The sequence below is a fragment of the Solwaraspora sp. WMMA2101 genome (assembly GCF_049179175.1).
GTDB lineage: Bacteria > Actinomycetota > Actinomycetes > Mycobacteriales > Micromonosporaceae > Micromonospora_E.
The window spans coordinates 1-15,370 of sequence record NZ_JBMHMA010000004.1; the positions used below are offsets into that span (position 1 = coordinate 1).

The 15,370-nt window shown below is 71.5% G+C and carries 18 protein-coding genes; 12 read left to right on the forward strand and 6 right to left on the reverse strand.

Annotated elements, in window-relative coordinates:
* Positions 1-167, reverse strand: a 167-nt coding sequence (locus tag ACN28F_RS00290; protein ID WP_421356792.1) for a DUF5319 family protein, incomplete at its 3' end; no start/stop codon positions are given.
* Between the two features lie 217 nt (positions 168-384).
* On the opposite strand from ACN28F_RS00290, the gene guaB reads away from it, so the two are divergent.
* The 4 genes from guaB (at position 385) to ACN28F_RS00310 (ending at position 5,047) form a co-directional block, all read left to right on the forward strand.
* Positions 385-1,971, forward strand: coding sequence for an IMP dehydrogenase (gene guaB, locus ACN28F_RS00295; protein ID WP_421356784.1), 1,587 nt, complete (start codon positions 385-387; stop codon positions 1,969-1,971).
* Between the two features lie 71 nt (positions 1,972-2,042).
* Positions 2,043-3,161 (forward strand): GuaB3 family IMP dehydrogenase-related protein, encoded by a 1,119-nt coding sequence (locus ACN28F_RS00300; protein WP_289209379.1) that lies wholly within the window; start codon positions 2,043-2,045, stop codon positions 3,159-3,161.
* Complete coding sequence (locus tag ACN28F_RS00305) at positions 3,158-4,573, forward strand: M1 family metallopeptidase (protein WP_421356785.1); 1,416 nt, start codon at positions 3,158-3,160, stop codon at positions 4,571-4,573. Before ACN28F_RS00300 ends, ACN28F_RS00305 begins: the two co-directional genes overlap by 4 nt.
* Before the next feature lie 87 nt (positions 4,574-4,660).
* On the forward strand, positions 4,661-5,047 hold the full coding sequence (locus ACN28F_RS00310; RefSeq protein WP_289209380.1) for a hypothetical protein: 387 nt from the start codon (positions 4,661-4,663) through the stop codon (positions 5,045-5,047).
* Positions 5,048-5,101: 54 nt separating this feature from the next.
* Here ACN28F_RS00310 and ACN28F_RS00315 read toward each other — a convergent pair whose 3' ends face one another.
* From ACN28F_RS00315 to ACN28F_RS00330, 4 genes are all read right to left on the reverse strand, one after another.
* Positions 5,102-6,115, reverse strand: a complete 1,014-nt coding sequence (locus tag ACN28F_RS00315) for a DUF5954 family protein (protein ID WP_289209381.1) — start codon at positions 6,113-6,115, stop codon at positions 5,102-5,104.
* An 88-nt stretch (positions 6,116-6,203) separates the two neighbouring features.
* Positions 6,204-6,512 (reverse strand): hypothetical protein, encoded by a 309-nt coding sequence (locus ACN28F_RS00320; RefSeq protein ID WP_289209382.1) that lies wholly within the window; start codon positions 6,510-6,512, stop codon positions 6,204-6,206.
* 53 nt (positions 6,513-6,565) lie between these two features.
* Positions 6,566-8,647 carry a hypothetical protein gene (locus ACN28F_RS00325; RefSeq protein WP_289209383.1) on the reverse strand — a complete coding sequence of 694 codons (2,082 nt, stop codon included), beginning with the start codon at positions 8,645-8,647 and terminating at the stop codon, positions 6,566-6,568.
* Complete coding sequence (locus tag ACN28F_RS00330) at positions 8,644-8,958, reverse strand: hypothetical protein (RefSeq protein WP_289209384.1); 315 nt, start codon at positions 8,956-8,958, stop codon at positions 8,644-8,646. The genes ACN28F_RS00325 and ACN28F_RS00330 overlap by 4 nt, the downstream gene beginning before the upstream one ends.
* A gap of 152 nt (positions 8,959-9,110) precedes the next feature.
* Here ACN28F_RS00330 and ACN28F_RS00335 point away from each other — a divergent pair, with 152 nt between their 5' ends.
* From ACN28F_RS00335 to ACN28F_RS00365, 7 genes are all read left to right on the forward strand, one after another.
* On the forward strand, positions 9,111-9,284 hold the full coding sequence (locus ACN28F_RS00335) for a DUF4291 family protein (protein ID WP_289209385.1): 174 nt from the start codon (positions 9,111-9,113) through the stop codon (positions 9,282-9,284).
* Between the two features lie 172 nt (positions 9,285-9,456).
* Complete coding sequence (coaD, locus tag ACN28F_RS00340) at positions 9,457-9,957, forward strand: pantetheine-phosphate adenylyltransferase (RefSeq protein ID WP_289209386.1); 501 nt, start codon at positions 9,457-9,459, stop codon at positions 9,955-9,957.
* Positions 9,958-10,404: 447 nt separating this feature from the next.
* Positions 10,405-10,848, forward strand: coding sequence for a hypothetical protein (locus ACN28F_RS00345; RefSeq protein ID WP_289209387.1), 444 nt, complete (start codon positions 10,405-10,407; stop codon positions 10,846-10,848).
* A 303-nt stretch (positions 10,849-11,151) separates the two neighbouring features.
* The gene (locus ACN28F_RS00350; RefSeq protein WP_421356786.1) at positions 11,152-12,045 is read left to right on the forward strand and encodes a hypothetical protein; all 894 of its coding nucleotides are present in this window, start codon (positions 11,152-11,154) and stop codon (positions 12,043-12,045) included.
* The gene (locus ACN28F_RS00355; RefSeq protein ID WP_421356787.1) at positions 12,042-12,422 is read left to right on the forward strand and encodes a GntR family transcriptional regulator; all 381 of its coding nucleotides are present in this window, start codon (positions 12,042-12,044) and stop codon (positions 12,420-12,422) included. The genes ACN28F_RS00350 and ACN28F_RS00355 overlap by 4 nt, the downstream gene beginning before the upstream one ends.
* Before the next feature lie 31 nt (positions 12,423-12,453).
* Complete coding sequence (locus tag ACN28F_RS00360) at positions 12,454-13,044, forward strand: DinB family protein (protein ID WP_421356788.1); 591 nt, start codon at positions 12,454-12,456, stop codon at positions 13,042-13,044.
* 56 nt (positions 13,045-13,100) lie between these two features.
* Positions 13,101-13,484 carry a nuclear transport factor 2 family protein gene (locus ACN28F_RS00365; RefSeq protein WP_421356789.1) on the forward strand — a complete coding sequence of 128 codons (384 nt, stop codon included), beginning with the start codon at positions 13,101-13,103 and terminating at the stop codon, positions 13,482-13,484.
* 7 nt (positions 13,485-13,491) lie between these two features.
* Here ACN28F_RS00365 and ACN28F_RS00370 read toward each other — a convergent pair whose 3' ends face one another.
* Complete coding sequence (locus ACN28F_RS00370) at positions 13,492-14,094, reverse strand: YdeI/OmpD-associated family protein (RefSeq protein ID WP_421356790.1); 603 nt, start codon at positions 14,092-14,094, stop codon at positions 13,492-13,494.
* A gap of 65 nt (positions 14,095-14,159) precedes the next feature.
* Here ACN28F_RS00370 and ACN28F_RS00375 point away from each other — a divergent pair.
* On the forward strand, positions 14,160-15,370 hold a 1,211-nt coding region (locus ACN28F_RS00375; RefSeq protein ID WP_421356791.1), incomplete at its 3' end, for an FAD-dependent oxidoreductase.

Genomic DNA, 15,370 nt, shown 5'->3' on the forward strand with positions numbered 1-15,370 from the left:
GCGCCGAGCAGGGCCTGGTAGACCTCCAGGTCCGCCAGGTCCTCCAACACGTCCTGCCGCTCGGCGGCGGTCAACGAGTCGGACTCCCCGTCCTCGGTGGGATCCTCCAGCCCGGCCGCCGGATCGGCGGGGTCGCCACTGAACGGATCGATCGGCTCCTCGTGCACCCCTCCACCGTAGTCCCATCCGTACCGCCCGGCCGGCCCAGGTGGGCGCGGCGCGGCCGGCACCAGGACCGGTGGGTACGATGAACCATCGCGCCGTCGCGACGGCGCGAGCCGGTCAACCGCAGTCGGGCACCGGGCCGCCTCCGCGCAAGGCCGCGTGTCCCCACCCGCATCTGCCACCAGGCGCACCCGTCCGACCAGCTCAGGGGATCAAGTCGTGGAGAACTCGCCAGCCGAGCAGACCGTCGTCGACCGTACCGCCAACGGCGGGCGCGTGTCCGTCCCCCCGGCGTTCGGTGGTCATGTACCGGAGATGCCCACCGGGTCGGCCCGGGCGGTACCGCTCGGTCTGACCTTCGACGACGTGCTGCTGCAGCCCGCCGAGTCGGACGTGATCCCGAGCCGGGTCAACACCGTGACGTCGATGACCCGCAACGTGCAGCTGTCGATTCCGCTGCTGTCCAGCGCCATGGACACGGTGACCGAGGCCCGGATGGCGATCGCCATGGCCCGCCAGGGCGGCATCGGCGTCCTGCACCGCAACCTCTCCGCCGACGACCAGGCACTCCAGGTCGACCTGGTGAAGCGCTCCGAGGCCGGCATGATCACCAACCCGGTGACCTGCGGCCCGGACGACACCCTGCAGCACGTCGACACGCTCTGCGGCCGGTACCGGATCTCCGGCGTACCGGTGGTCGACGCCGACGGGGCACTGGTCGGCATCGTCACCAACCGGGACATGCGCTTCGAAACCGACTCCAACCGGCCGGTACGCGAGATCATGACCCGGATGCCGCTGGTCACCGCCCCGGTCGGGGTGGCCAAGGCGGACGCCCTGGCGCTGCTGCGTCAGCACAAGGTCGAGAAGCTGCCCCTGATCGACGACGCCGGCCGGCTGCGCGGGCTGATCACCGTCAAGGACTTCACCAAGAGCGAGCAGTACCCCGACGCGACCAAGGACGACGCCGGCCGGCTGCGGGTGGCCGCCGCGATCGGCGTCGGCGACGACGCGTACAAGCGGGCCCGCGCCCTGGTCGACGCCGGTGTCGACGTGCTGATCGTCGACACCGCGCACGGCCACCAGCGGGCCGTGCTGGACATGGTCCGGGCCCTCAAGGCGGACACGACAGTCGACGTCGTCGGCGGAAACGTGGCCACCTACGCGGGCGCGCGGGCGCTGGTCGAGGCGGGTGCCGACGCGGTCAAGGTCGGGGTCGGCCCCGGCGCGATCTGTACCACCCGGGTGGTCGCCGGGGTCGGCGTACCGCAGATCACCGCGATCATGGAGGCGGTCCGCGCCTGCCAGCCGGCCGGGGTGCCGGTGATCGCCGACGGCGGCATCCAGTACTCCGGTGACATCGCCAAGGCGCTCGTCGCCGGGGCGCACACGGTGATGCTCGGCAGCCTGCTCGCCGGCTGTGAGGAGAGCCCCGGCGAGCTGATGTTCATCAACGGCAAACAGTTCAAGTCGTACCGGGGGATGGGTTCGCTGGGGGCGATGCAGTCACGCGGCCAGGCCCGCTCCTACTCCAAGGACCGCTACTTCCAGCAGGACGTCCTCAGCGACGAGAAGCTGGTACCTGAAGGCGTCGAGGGCCAGGTGCCGTACCGTGGGCCGCTGAGCACCGTCGTGCACCAGCTGATCGGCGGGGTCCGGCTGGCGATGGGGTACGTCGGTGCCGAAGGCATCGACGACCTGCACCAGCGCGGCCAGCTGATCCGGATCACCGCGGCCGGTCTGAAGGAGAGCCACCCGCACGACATCCAGATGACCGTCGAAGCACCCAACTACCACACCCGCTGACGTTCCCCGTCGACCTGCCGTCGCCGAACGTGCGGCGGCCGCGCGTCGACCTGTCCATAACGGAGACACCCATGCGTGACGTGGTCGAGATCGGGCTGGGCAAGACCGCGCAGCGCGGCTACCACCTGGACGACATCGCCATCGTGCCGAGCCGGCGCACCCGGGACGTCGACGACGTCTCCACCGCCTGGCAGCTCGACGCGTACCAGTTCAAGATCCCGTGTGTGGCGCACCCGTCGGACGCGACGATGAGCCCGGCCACCGCCGCGAAGCTCAGCGAGCTGGGCGGGCTCGGCGTGCTCAACGTCGAAGGGCTGTGGACCCGCTACGAGGATCCGGCCAAGGTCCTCGCCGAGCTGGCCGGGATGGACGACGACGACCCGGCCACCAAGCGGCTGCAGGAGGCGTACGCCGAACCGATCCGCCCCGAACTGATCGCCGAACGGGTCCGGCAGATGCGCGCCGGTGGCGGCACCGTCGCGGTCCGGGTGTCCCCGCAGCACACCCTGGCGCTGGCCCCGGTGATCCTCGACGCCGGCGTCGACATCCTGGTGATCCAGGGCACCCTGGTCTCGGCCGAGCACGTCTCCACCACCGACGAGCCGCTGAATCTCAAGGAGTTCATCGCCGACCTGGACCTGCCGGTCGTGGTCGGCGGCTGCACCGACTACAAGACGGCGCTGCACCTGATGCGTACCGGCGCGGCCGGCGTGATCGTCGGCATCGGTGCCGACGAGTGGGCGACGACCGACTCGGTGCTCGGCATCCGGGTGCCGATGGCGACGGCGATCGCCGACGCGGCCGCCGCCCGCCGCGACTACCTCGACGAGACCGGCGGCCGGTACGTGCACCTGATCGCCGACGGTGACCTGCAGACCTCCGGTGACATCGCCAAGGCCCTCGGCTGCGGCGCCGACGCGGTGATGCTCGGCGAGCCGCTGTCGCTGTGCGCCGAGGCCCCGGCGTCCGGTGCCTGGTGGCATTCGGTGGCCAGCCACCCGAAGCTGCCGCGCGGCGCGTACGGGGTCGCCGGTGAGCCGCTGGGCGACATGGAGCAGCTGCTGTTCGGCCCGGCCGACTCCCCGGACGGCCAGCAGAACCTCTTCGGCGGGCTGCGCCGGGCGATGGCCAAGTGCGGCTACCGCGACCTGAAGGAGTTCCAGCGGGTCGGGCTGGTCCTGGACCGGTGACCGCGCGCCGTACGTCGGTCGTCACCGCGACGCTGGCGGCCGTCCTCGCCGCCACCGGCTGCGGGGTCCTGCCGGAGCTGGTCGACCGGTCCCCGCAGGCCGACTTCCAGCCCGGTGCGGCCGGGATCGGCGACCCCTACTTCCCGGCGTACGGCAACGGTGGCTACGACGTCGCCGGCTACCAGCTGGCGTTGCGCTACGACCCGGCGGCCCGTCAGCTCGACGGCACCGCCACAATCACCGCGACCGCGACGATGGACCTGTCCCGGTTCAACCTGGACCTGGCCGGCCTGGACGTCGCGTCGGTCGACGTCGACGGCCGGCCCGCGCAGCACACTCGCGACGACGACGAACTGGTCGTCACGCCGGCCGCCGGGTTGCCCGACGGGTCGGCGTTCACCGTCGTCGTCGACTACGGCGGCGAGCCGGAGCCGCTGGTCAGCCGCGACTTCGGCGAGGGCGGCTTCCAGATCACCGACGACGGGGCGATCGCGCTCGGCCAGCCCGAGTCGGCCAGCACCTGGTTCCCGGTCAACGACCACCCGTCGGACAAGGCGACGTTCGACCTCGAGATCACCGTGCCGGACGGGTTGGCGGCGCTGAGCGTCGGCGTACCGGGGGAGACGACCAGCGCGGACGGTTGGACCACCTGGCGCTGGTCGGAGTCGACCCCGCTGGCCAGCTACCTGACCACGCTGGTGATCGGCGACTACCGCGTGCAGACCGGCACCCACGCCGGCCGGCCGATGGTGACCGCCGTCTCCGCCGACCTGCCCGCCGGTGGTCCGGCCGAGCAGGCGATGGCCCGCACCGGGGAGATCGCCGACTACCTGGAGACGGTGTTCGGCCCCTACCCGGTGGACGCGTACGGCGGGATCGTGGTCAGCGACGACCGGATCCGCTACGCCCTGGAGACCCAGTCCCGGCCGGTGTACGGCGACGTGTTCTTCGACCGTGGCCCGGAGACCTGGGTGGTCGCGCACGAGCTCGGCCACCAGTGGTTCGGCAACAGCGTGTCGCTGCGGCAGTGGCGGGACATGTGGCTCAACGAGGGCTTCGCGACGTACGCCGAATGGTTGTGGTCCGAACACGACGGTGCCGCCACCGCCGACGAGATGTTCGACCGGGAGTACGACCGGATCGACTGGACGAAGCCGGCCGGTGATCCCGGCCCGGCGGGGATCTTCGGTCAGGCGGTCTACAAGCGGGGCGGGATGACGGTGCACGCGCTGCGGCGCACGGTCGGCGACGACGCGTTCTTCCGGCTGCTGCGTACCTGGGCCGGCGAGTACCGGGGCGGCAACGCCACCACCGAGCAGTTCGTCACGGTCGCCGAGCGGGTCACCGGACAGCCGCTGCGGGAGTTCTTCGACGCCTGGCTGTACGGCGACACCGCGCCCACCAGGCCCTGACCCGGTATGAAGATGTAATCTGGCGCGCGAGCGGATGACCGCCGACCGCTGGAGCGAGTTGCGCGGCGTCGGCCGTTCTTCCGCCGCATGAGCGGCTCGGTTCGGCTGGTCCTCGACACCTCGGCGATCCTCGCCTACGCCGCCGTCTCGACAGACGTCGGTGAGACCATCGCCGAGGTCGTCGACGAGGGCGGCAGCTTCGCGCTGCCGGTGGTGTGCCTCGCTGAGGCGTCCAGGCGCGTGCCCGAGCACCAGGCATCCGGTGTGTCGTTGCTCGCCGAGCACCCGTACGCGGTAGTGACGTCGACCCCGGCGGCTGACTGGCGCGCGCTGACCGAGTGGAGTCGCATTCTCGGCCGGGTCGACGTCGCCTCGGCGCTGTTCGACGCGATCACCCACACCGCTTACGTGCTGACCGGCGAGCCGGACGCGTACGGCGATTACAAGGATCTTCCGGTGATCCCCTTCGACTGACGTGGCCGGGCTCGGCTGTGCGGCCGAGCCCGACCACGACATCCAGCGACCGGGTCAGTCCGGGCCCGAGGTCAGGTCTTCCTGCTCCTCGGCGTGGTGGTCCTGCATGAGCCGGGCCGGCGGCAGGTGCGACTCCGGGTCCGACGGGCGCGGGCCTTCCGGGCCGTCGGGTCCGACCCGGACGAAGGTCTCGACCCGCGTCACCCGGCAGCGGACCCCCTCGACCTCGAAATCGTCGGTACGGGGTGGCCGGTGCTGCGCGCGGGCCCGGTCGAACGCGGCCCGGAACTCCTCCACCGAGGTGTCGCCGCCCGGGCGGATGTCGGGCATCACGAACGACCCGGCGTCGCGGGCGGCCTGCGGAGTCGCGTACGTGCTGGCCGACCGGGGACGCCAACTGCCGTCGACGTACGCCCCGACGGTGAAGCCCACGGGCAGCAGCACCACGTTCGGGTGGGTGGTCAGCGCCCGGCGGGAGTCGGCGAACACGTCGGCGGCGACGGTCGTCGGATCGTACGACGACGAGATCAGCTCCATCCGGACCAGCCCGGCGGTGAGCCCGGTGCCGGCCGCCGGGTCGATCACGAAGCCCTCCATGTGGGAGGTGTCCCGCTTGGCCTGGCCCAGCGGGTCGAGGTCGGTGGGGCGGGGCGGTTCCGGCCCGTCCGCCCCCATCCGGATGAACGGCTGGGCCCGGATGATCCGGTAGCGGTGGCCGTCGACGGTGGACTCGTCGACGGCCTCCCAGTCGAGCAGCTCGTACATCGCTTCGTACTCCGCGCGGCGGGCGGCGTTCCCGGCGGTCGGCGGCGTCTCGCTGTGCAGCCACCGCAGGTGCGAGGCCAGGCTGTCACGGGCATCCTGCGGACTGTCGCCGTTGAGCCGGACGATTCGCCATCGACCGTCGACCTCCTGGGCGCAGCCGAACACCGGGGCGCCCCACATGATGGTCGGATAGGCGGCCGACCGTTGCCGGGCGTCGTCCTCGGCGACCAGCGACACCGGGTGGTCCGGTTGCTCGACCTTGATCAACAGATGCGGGGGAACCTGGTTAGCGTCGAAGGACATGTGCGCATTGTGATTCCTTGATGGCTGTCAGCGCAGCCCGGTCGCCTCCACCGTTGCTCCACAGCAACCGACGGCGAGGCGGCCCGTCTCAGGCCGGGCGCAGCTCCACCCGCAACAGCCGGCCGTTGCGTCGGCCGGCCGCCGTGTCGAGGTCGTAGTCGATGCTGGTCTCCAGCGTCGAGTGGTGCACCAGCCCGTCACGCAGCAGCGCCAGCATCCCCTCGTGCGAGGGCAGGCTGCTGTCGGCGCGCAACGTGGTTCCGGCGGCGTGTTGCGGTTTACCGCTGACCGTCGCGACCAACTCGCCGTCGATGCGGTCGTCCGGTGGGCCGTACCCGCCGCCCACGTCGTGCACCCGCAGGAAGGTGACCTTCCCGCTGGCTCGCAGTATCGCCATGGCTATTCTCCTCTCATCCGGTGGCTCCGGTCGGTCGCCGCGCGTCGCGCGGCTCAGCTGGGAACGACGGCGACGATCTCCCGTACGGTGGGTCCGACCCGCCGGTAGGCGAGCTGGATCTGACCGCCGGTCACCAGCGCGACGCGCAGCCCGGTGAACATTCCCCAGTTGGCCGGCAGGGTCGCGTCGGCGCGCAGCGGCAGACCGAACGACTCACCCGGTCGGCCGGCCAGCTGCACGATCACCTCGGTGTCGATGCGGTCGTCGGGTGGGCCGTACCCGCCGCCCAGGTCGTGCACCCGCAGCATGCTGATCGCCGATGGAGCGGTGAGCGCGGCGGTCTCGAACTCGATGTCGTCGACCAGCAGACGGCCGGTGGGCCGATCGGAGAGGACCAGCCGGATCCTTTTCAGCGCGGTGACGTCCAGGCCCGGATTGGTCGCGGTGAAGGCGTCGACCGGCAGCCGTACCGTCTGGAACACGCTGTAGGTCTGTGGGCCGGCCAGCGGGTAGCGGACGACCTGGTCGACCACGGACAGCGGGACCGCTGCCCGCTCGGTCCCGTCGTCGAGTTCCACGACGACGTCGAGGTCCGCACCGACCGGGTTGTGTGTCTCGTCGGGCAGGCCGCTGCCGGTTTCGGCGTAGTGCAGGGCCAGCCGCATCGACAGCGTGTCCGACGGCGCGACGCTCACCGCGTCCAGGTTGGTCTCGTAGCTGGTGGTGTCGCTGCGCCAGGCGACGTCCAGCCCGCGCGTGCCGTGCACACTCAGCGGCAGGTCCGTGCGGTGGTCGACGTCGACCCACCGGTCGATGCCCTCGCCGGTGGTGCGGGCAGCCAGACCACGTCGGTTGACGGTCTTGTCGGCCGGTTCCTCGGGCGGCAGTTCGAGCTGGACGTCGGCGTCGCCGAAGTCGTCGATCACGGTCACCGACGGCGACTGGTGCTGGCGGCGCACCACCGTGGCACCGACCACCCGGGGCAGCACCGGGCCGGCGAGGTAGCCGCGGTAGTCCTCCCGCCCGGTCAGCAAGTCGAGCAGGAACGCCGTGACCAGCGCCTGCCCGATGCGTCGCTGCCGGTCGGCGGGCAGCGCCGGCAGCGCCGGATCCGGCTCCGGCTCCAGGCTGTTCGGGCTGGCCAGCCAGATCGGGTTCCAGCCCTCGTGCCGGGCACCGTCGATGAAGGCGAGGCTGCGGGGCCGCCAGGCCCGGTCGTGGAGCCGGAACCCGCCGAAGCGGGGCGCCGGTCCGGTGACGTACCTCGGATCCTGCAGGAGGTAGTCCAGGCTGCCGTGCAGTTGCAGGTACGCGGTGTGGGTGGCGGCGACGTCCGGCCGGTAGTTGGTCGGGGCGATGCTGACCAGTCCGAGGACGCCGTACCGGGGCTGGCGGGTGCGGTTGATCGCCTGGGCGAGCACGACACCCTCGCCGCCCATGGAGTGGCCGACCAGCCCGACCCGGCCCCGGTCGACGTACCCGGCCAGGTCGTCGTCGGTGGTCAGCCGGTCGAGCATCGCCATGATCACTTCGCCGCGGGACCACTGCTGGGTCGCCATCGCCGTCTCGCGGTTGACCGTGGACAGGTCGATCGAGCAGACCACCATGCCCCAACGGGCCAGGTGCCCGGCCAGCCAGGCGTACCCCTTGAGGCTTTCGGCGTCCTCCAACGGATCTGCCCAGTAGCCGTGCGCGACGACCACCAGGGGCCGGCGGCCCAGCCCGCCCGGCACCTGACCGGCACTGTCGGCAGGCAGCCACACCCGGCCGCGCAGCGGTGCCGCGAACCCGCCGTCGGCGCCCTGCGGAGTGTCGTGCGTCGGTACCGTGAAGCTGCCGTAGTCGACGTCGCGGACCGCCGCACCCGCGAACTCGCCGGCCTCCCCGGGATCCCGCACCGGGGTGACGGCGGTGCTGGTGGCGCTCTGCGCGTCGAGGCGCGCGACTGCCTGGACCGGGTCGCCGGTGATTGCGGTGACACCGACCGGGGTCACCGGGCCGGTGGCCTGTCGGCGTCCCCGTTCGACACTGCCCTGCCGGATCGCGACGGTCGCGCCGGGAGTGGTCCCGCTGACCCAGACGACGCCGTCGCCGGTAGCGACCGGAGCGAGGACGCGTGGTGGGTGGACACTCATGACACCCGCCCGACCGTCGCTCGCACCGTGCCCGCCGGCCCGAGGTCGATGGTCACCTCGTCGCCGGGTTCGCCGCGATCGACCACGGCACGCAGGACGGTGCCACCGTGGCTCTCGATCCGCCGCGCCGGTCGGCCACCGATGTGGATCAGCGGCGGGACGGCGCCGGTGCGCAGGTCGGTCCCTTCGATCCGTACGTCGAACTGCCCGTCCGGCCGGGCCACCAGCCCGCAGCGGTGAACTGCCGGTCGTGACCGGGTCTGTCGGCTGGCAGCCTGGCTCGCCAGCCACTGTTCGCGGGACATGGACATGCTGCCTCCTCGTCGTGAGGCTGCCGAATCTCGTTACTGAGCGTACTCATGCTGGTGGTGTAGCGCGATCGAATGATCGGGTCGACGGTCTGACCTGATCCGGCAGCGTGAGGCGGTGGAGGTCGGCCCGGCACGTCCGGCACGATCGGTGTGTGCGTGTTCCGTACCGTCGGATCCGGGCCGCCTTCGACGAGCAGACCGTGACGGTCTACCAGGCGTACGCGCCGGAGATCGCCGCCCCGGCGGTGGCTGCGTCCAAGCTCGGTCAGGAGCGGGTGCTGGCGGTCAGGATCCTCCGCAGTGGATCGTCGGCATCAGCGACGTGACCGACCATGCGCACGCGATCCGGGATCGGCTCGCCGCCGATGACCGGAGCGCGGCCCACCCGGCCTGCTGCCCGCCGAGCGGCCGTACCCGGCGCCCGCCGCGATCGGGGCGGGCGCCGGCTTGTCAGGGCACGTGCGGCTGGAATGATCGTGCCATGTGCTGGGGGTCGCGGTGACGGCCGCGTCGGATCGCGCGGCGGACCCGGTACGCGGTTCGCTGGCGGTCTATCCCGGTACGTTCGATCCGTTCACCTCGGGGCACCGTGACCTGGTGGCCCGTGCCCGGGTGATGTTCGACCGGATCGTCGTGCTGCTGGCGGTGAACGCCGGCAAGCACCCGACCTCTGAGGCCACCGCCAGGGCCGTCCGGGCGCGCGACGCTCTGCCGGCAGCCTGGGGCAACGTCGAGGTGGACACCTGGACCGGCCTGACCACTGACTATTGCCTGCGCCGCGGTGCCACGGTCATCGTTCGCGGCCTGCGTACGGTGGCCGACCTCGGCTACGAGTACCAGCTCGCTTCGATGAACGAGCGCCTCGGCGTGCAGACCGTCTGGTTGCCGTCCCGTCCGCAGCTGGCCGCGACGTCGTCGACGGCTGCACGGGCGTACCGCTCGGCGCAGTCGGCCCGTTCGTCGTACGACGCCGCCGAGAGTGACCTTCGCGCCGGGTAGCACATGTGCGACGGTGGGAACATGCGTGAGGTGGGGCTGCGGGAGATGCGGCAGAACGCCAGCGACCTGGTACGCCGGGCGCGGGGGGGGGGGGGGCGAACGCGTGACGATTACCGTGGCGGGCCGACCGGCGGCCGTACTCGGCCCGGTCACTCCTCGAACCTGGCGCGAGTGGGACGACCTCGCCGGTCTGTTCGACCAACCCACCGACCCCGGATGGGCAGACGATCGAGATCTCCTCGACGACGCCGTCACCGATGCGTGGGCTGATCGGTGAGCCGAGGCATTCTCGACACCAGCGTCCAGGGCGTCCATCCGATTCCGTGCGTCGGGTGACCATCGCGCTCACCCGCGCGGCGCCAGGCGGCCCCGGACCACCATCGCTACGTCGGCCCCGGTCGGTCCGGGCTGTCGGTGATCCGAGAGCGGACAGGCTAGTTTGCTGGGATGAGTCTCCTCGATGAGGTCGCGGTCCGGGACGGTTGGCGATGCTGGGTGTGTGATGAGCCGGTCGACGCCGACAAGTCGGTGAACGACCCGCGTGGTCCCAGCGTCGACAGCCGTACCGCCGACAAGAAGGCCAAGGTCGTCGAGCGACTCGCGCACCGGGCCTGCAACACCCGCAAAGGCGCGGTCAAGGTGGTCATCGCCTGGCCGGACCGGCTGCGCGTGGTGGAGCCCGCACCCCTGATCGCCGTCGCCGAGCGGCTCGAACGCAAAGGTGGCCGGGAGCTGGTCGCCCGCTGCCCGAGCAGGAAGGACGCCCAGGAGGCGGCGGACTGGCTGGTCGACCGGTTCTCCCGGCTGGTGCCCGGACTGCCGGTGACCGCGAGCGTCGACGCGGGCGGTGGACAGTACCTCATCGCCCTGGCCGCCGGCCGCCGCCGCTGACCGCCTGCGGCTAGCCCCTACGGGAGCAGATCCCACAGCACCCCGAACCCGATCCTGGCGAAGGTGCCGGTCACGGCAACCAGAGCGAACGGGCCAACGATGTCGCGGTTCATGGTGCCCACCGGGGCCGGCGTCGGCTGCCGCCGACGCCGATCTGCCACCGGGTCCAGGACGTTTGTGGGCGGTGGCGGTGGCGGCGACACCGGCCGTGGCACTGGTCGGTTGTATCAAGCGGTTGACACAAGTTCCCGGCGTAGCCCACCATTCTTGTACCGTACGCTTGGTACAATCGAGGGAGTGCTCATGGGCGCAGTGACCGGCCTGGTGCTGTTGTTCGGCCTGGTGGCGTGCGCTTTGGCGGTAGTCGCGGCGGCCCTCGTGATGGGGCGGGCTCGCCGGCCGGCTGAAGCGGTCGCCGAGATCCCGAGGGCGGTCGCCCGACGTACCGCCATGCTGCGCTGGATCGGCGTGACCATCGGCATGCTCGTCGGCATCATCGCCGCCGGATCGGGTGACCTCGGCGTCGGGCTGCTACTGGCGGCCCCGCTGTTCGGGCTGTGCGCGCTCATCGGCGTACTCGCCGGGGAGCTGACGGTCCGACCACCGCACGGCCCGACGCGGACCGCCGCCCTCGAAGTCCGCCGCATCCGTGACTACCTGCCACGCCATCTCAGCCGAGTGGTCGCCGTGGCCGGCAGTGTGCTCCTGATCCTGGTCGCCGGCACGACGGCGGCCGGCGGCCCCGACGACATGGGACGTTCCGGACGCTGGCTGACCCGGCAGTGCACCCTCGAGATGAGCGAAAGCCGTGGCCCGTGGCCGGGCTCGTACTACACCGGCGGGCTGATGCTCGTCGTGCTGATCGGCCTGCTGATGGCGTACCTCGCCGTACGTACCATCGTCCGACGACCGCGATACGGCGGCGCCGACGAGGTGGCGGTCGACGACGCGCAACGCAGGCGCGCGGCCTACGTCGTCACCGGGGCGGTCGGCGTCCTCGTCGCCATCCCGCTCGCCGGCGTCAGCCTGACGGCGGCCAACGGCCTGCTCGGCATATCCTGTGCACCAATGTGGTGGACGATCACCGGCTGGTTCCTGCTTGCTCTGGCTTCTACGGCGCTCGCCATGGTGGGTTGGTCCGCCGCCGCGATCTTCCTTCCGACGGACCGAGCCGAACCGTTGGTGCGGACGCGATGACCGACCGTCCGGCGTTGACGGTGGTCACCGACGACCCCACTCCGCCCTACGAACAGCTGCGTCGCCAACTCGTCGAGCTGATCCGGTACGGCGTACTCGCCCCCGGTGATCGCCTTCCGCCCGTCCGGCAGCTCGCCGCCGACCTGGGGCTGGCCGCCGGCACGGTCGCCCGGACCTACCGGGAGCTCGAATCGGCCGGGGTGGTCGTCTCCCGGCGGGGCGGCGGCACCCGCGTCGCGGCCGCACCGCCCGCCGGGTCCGACCCGACCGGGGCGTTGCACGATCGCGCCGCCACGTACGTCCGTGAGGCACGTCTGCTCGGCGCGGACGATGATCAGATCGTGTCGGCGGTCGCCCGGGCGCTGGACAGCCGTTAGCGGATGCGCCGGATGGGGAAGACTGGCGGGCATGGCTGACCTGGACGATGCAAAAGCTGCGCTGCACCTCTATCTCCGGGGCATTCGCGAAGCTCTGATCTGGAAGCTCGACGGGCTGAGTGAACGCGAAGTCAGGCTGCCCCGCACTGCGACCGGCGCCAACTTGTTGGGCATCCTCAAGCACTGTCTCAATGTCGAAGCCGGCTACTTCGGGTCGACCTTCGGGCGCGAGTTTCCGACGCCCGACGAGTTGGTCCCCTTGGCGGCGTTCGACGAGGACCCGCAGGCCGACTGGTACGCGCGGGAGGACGAGACGAAGGCCGGGCTGATCGACCTCTATCATCGGGTCGGGGCGTTCGCGGATCAGACTATCGAGCAGCTGCCGCTCGATGCGCCGGGCCGGGTGGCGTGGTGGCGGCCAGCCGCCCAGACCGTGACGCTGCAACGGATCATCATCCACGTGACCTGCGACCTGGCCCGGCACGCCGGTCACGCGGACATCCTGCGTGAGCAGCACGACCGGGCGATCGGCCTGCGCCGGGACAACACCAACGTCCCCGACGACTACGACTGGCCGGCGTACGTCGCCAAGCTGACCAAGCTGGCTGACCGCTTCGGGTAGCCGGCTCGCGGACACCGCCCCGTCGATGTCAGTGGCCTGGTTTACGGTCTGCGGCCATGGACGACAACGTGCTGGCGCGACATGCCGCCAACGCCTACGTGGATCTCCTGGAGCGCCGTGACTGGCCGGGGTTCGCGGCCCTGTTCGCCGACGACGTGGTCTATGAAATGCCACAGACCCGGGAACGGATTCGCGGCAAGGATGCATTCTTGCGGTTCAACGTCGAGTATCCCGGTGACTGGCATCTGCGGGCACGACGAGTGATCGCCGAGGGTCGGTTCGCCGCGCTGTGGCTCGACGTACGGGTCGGCTCTGACCAGCAGGACGCGTGCGTCTGGCTGGAGACGTCCGAGCACGGACTGATCACCAGGATCGTCGACTACTGGCCCGAGCCGTACGATCCGCCGCAGGGCCGGGAACACCTTGTCGAGCGGTGGTGACAGCGCCCTACGGCGTGGGCGGTTTCGCTTTCTGCGGGTAGATCGTCTCGTGTCGGGCCAGCATGGCGACGAACTCGCCGATTTTCCGGACCCGGGTTTCCGCCCGCTTGACGCTGTTCAGCCGGTGGATGAGGGCGAAGCGATTGGTGCTGGTGAGGACGTCGAACATGGCTTGGGCGTCGGGCTCGGCGGCGATCGCGGCGAGCAGATCGGCCGGCGCCTGGGCTTCCGAGGGCGGCGCGTAGGCAGCGGCCCACCGTCCGTCTGCCTTCGCCGCCGCTACGGCGGCGCGGCCGGACGGCATCATCAGCCCCTGCGCCTCCAGCCGGGCCACGTGGGCCACGTTGCGCTGTGACCAGGAACTGCGTGCGCGTCGCGGGGTGTACCGGATCCAGGAGGTCTGCTCGTCCCGCTTGCGGGCCTGCCCGTCGATCCAGCCGAAGCACAGCGCCTCATCGACCGCCTGCTGCCAGGTCAACGTTGTGACGGTGCCGCCCTTGCGGGTCAGGGCGAGCCAGACCCCGGGCGACGTGGCGTGGTTGACCGACAACCAGGCGCGCAACGCCTCGGCGTCCGCGACGATCAACTCCTCCAGCTCCGCGCTGCCCATGGCGGCAGGCTATCCGGTGCGCCCGGCTGGTGACATGTTGGTTACCCACCGGTAATGATGGCGGGATGCGGTACGACGTGGTCGTGATCGGGTCCGGGTTCGGCGGCAGCGTCGCCGCGCTGCGGCTCGCCGAGAAGGGCTACTCGGTCCTGGTGCTGGAAGCCGGCCGCCGCTTCGCCGACCACGAGTTGCCGCGTACCTCCTGGCGGGTCCGCCGGTTCCTGTGGGCACCGGCGTTCGGCTGCTACGGCATCCAGCGGATCACCCTGCTGCGCTCGGCGGGCCGACAGCGCGCAGGCCGCGCACGCACGGGGGAGAACGGCGGACGGGCCGGCGTACTGGTGCTGTCCGGGGCCGGCGTCGGCGGCGGGTCGCTGGTCTACGCCAACACGCTGTACGAGCCGCCGGACGACTTCTACGCCGACCAGCAATGGGCAGGCATCACCGACTGGCGGGCCGAACTCGCCCCGCACTACGCCCGCGCCAGACAGATGCTCGGCGTCGTCGACTACCCGCGGACCACCGCCGCCGACGAGGTGATGCGGGCGGTCGCCGACCGGATGGGCGTCGGCGACACGTTCCGGTCCACCCCCGTGGCCGTCTACCTGGGCCGCCCCGGTGAGCGGGTCGCCGACCCGTACTTCGGTGGGGCCGGGCCGGAGCGGACCGGCTGTACGCACTGCGGGTCCTGCATGACCGGCTGCCGGGTCGGTGCGAAGAACTCGCTGCCGAAGAACTACCTGTGGTTCGCCGAACGGGCCGGAGCGCGGATCCGGCCGCTGACCACGGTCGTCGGGCTGCGGCCGGGTCCGGGCGGTGCCGGCTACCTGGTCGACGTACGGCGTACCGGTGCCTGGATCGGCGGCCGGGAGACGATCACCGCCGACCAGGTGGTGCTCGCCGCCGGGGCGCTCGGCACCCAACGGCTGCTGCACGCCGCCCGCGCCACCGGCGCGCTACCGCAGATCTCCCCCCGGATCGGCGCGCTGACCCGGACCAACTCGGAGGCGATCCTCGGCGCGGCGGTGCCCCGCCGGGCCGCCCGCCGCCGACGGCTGGACTTCACCGACGGGGTGGCGATCACCAGCTCGTTCCACCCGGAGCCGGGCACCCACGTCGAGCCGGTGCGCTACAGCCAGGGCTCCAACCTGATGGGTCTGCTGCAGTCGGCGCTGGTCGCCGGCGGGCCACGCCGGGTCCGCCGCTGGCTGGCCGCGCTGGCCGGCCGGCCCCGGGAAACGCTGCGGCTGCTGTCGGTGCGGGACTGGTCGCGGCG